Genomic DNA, 1601 nt, shown 5'->3' with positions numbered 1-1601 from the left:
ATTACGAGTGCCTGTGCGGTAAGTACAAGCGCTTGAAGCACCGTGGTGTGATCTGCGAGAAGTGTGGCGTTGAAGTCGCACTGGCCAAAGTTCGTCGTGAGCGCATGGCGCACATCGAACTGGCTTCGCCGGTTGCCCACATCTGGTTCCTGAAATCGCTGCCGTCCCGTATCGGCTTGCTGATGGACATGACCCTGCGTGATATCGAACGTGTTCTCTACTTCGAGAGCTATGTCGTTATCGATCCAGGCATGACCACCCTTGAAAAAGGTCAGCTGCTGAACGACGAGCAGTACTTCGAAGCGCTGGAAGAGTTCGGCGACGATTTCGATGCCCGCATGGGTGCCGAAGCTGTCCGCGAACTGCTGCACGCTATCGACCTGGAGCACGAGATTGGTCGTCTGCGTGAAGAGATTCCGCAAACCAACTCCGAAACCAAGATCAAGAAGCTGTCCAAGCGTCTGAAGTTGATGGAAGCCTTCCAGGGTTCCGGCAACTTGCCAGAGTGGATGGTGCTGACCGTTCTGCCGGTTCTGCCGCCAGACCTGCGTCCGCTGGTACCGTTGGACGGTGGTCGTTTCGCGACGTCCGACCTCAACGACCTGTACCGCCGCGTGATCAACCGTAACAACCGCTTGAAGCGCCTGCTTGATCTGTCCGCTCCGGACATCATCGTGCGCAACGAAAAGCGTATGTTGCAAGAAGCGGTCGATGCCCTGCTCGACAACGGTCGTCGTGGCCGCGCTATCACCGGCTCCAACAAGCGTCCTCTGAAATCCTTGGCTGACATGATCAAGGGTAAGCAAGGTCGTTTCCGTCAGAACTTGCTCGGTAAGCGTGTTGACTACTCCGGTCGTTCGGTAATTACCGTAGGCCCGACCCTGCGTCTGCACCAGTGCGGTCTGCCTAAGAAGATGGCACTCGAGCTGTTCAAGCCGTTCATCTTCGGCAAGCTGGAAATGCGCGGTCTCGCGACCACCATCAAAGCGGCCAAGAAGATGGTCGAGCGCGAACTGCCAGAGGTTTGGGACGTTCTCGCTGAAGTGATTCGCGAACACCCGGTTCTCCTCAATCGTGCACCGACCCTTCACCGTCTGGGTATCCAGGCGTTTGAACCGGTGCTGATCGAAGGTAAGGCTATCCAGCTGCACCCTCTGGTCTGTGCCGCGTACAACGCCGACTTCGACGGCGACCAAATGGCCGTGCACGTACCGCTGACACTGGAAGCCCAGTTGGAAGCGCGTGCGTTGATGATGTCGACCAACAACATTCTGTCGCCAGCCAACGGTGAGCCAATCATCGTTCCGTCGCAGGACGTTGTATTGGGTCTGTACTACATGACTCGTGAAGCGATCAACGCCAAAGGCGAAGGTCGTGTGTTCGCTGACCTGCAAGAAGTTGACCGTGTGTTCCGTGCCGGCGAAGCCGCACTGCACGCCAAGGTCAAGGTGCGGATCCACGAAACCGTCAACGACCGTGACGGCGGCAGCGTGAGCAACACCCGTATCGTCGACACCACTGTCGGCCGTGCGCTGTTGTACCAGGTTGTGCCAAAAGGTCTGTCGTACGACGTCGTCAACCTGCCGATGAAGAAAAAGGCG

Annotated in this window: 1 pseudogene; it reads left to right on the top strand. The window is 57.5% G+C overall.

Annotated elements, in window-relative coordinates:
- Nucleotides 1-1601, top strand: a pseudogene (locus BKD70_RS22165) (DNA-directed RNA polymerase subunit beta'); the annotation flags it as partial.

It is taken from the genome of Pseudomonas sp. BS-2016, assembly GCF_001806145.1.
In the GTDB taxonomy this organism is placed as follows: Bacteria; Pseudomonadota; Gammaproteobacteria; order Pseudomonadales; family Pseudomonadaceae; genus Aquipseudomonas; species Aquipseudomonas lundensis.
The sequence above is the reverse complement of the archived record's forward strand: the minus strand, read 5'-3'. Positions and strand labels throughout refer to the sequence as shown.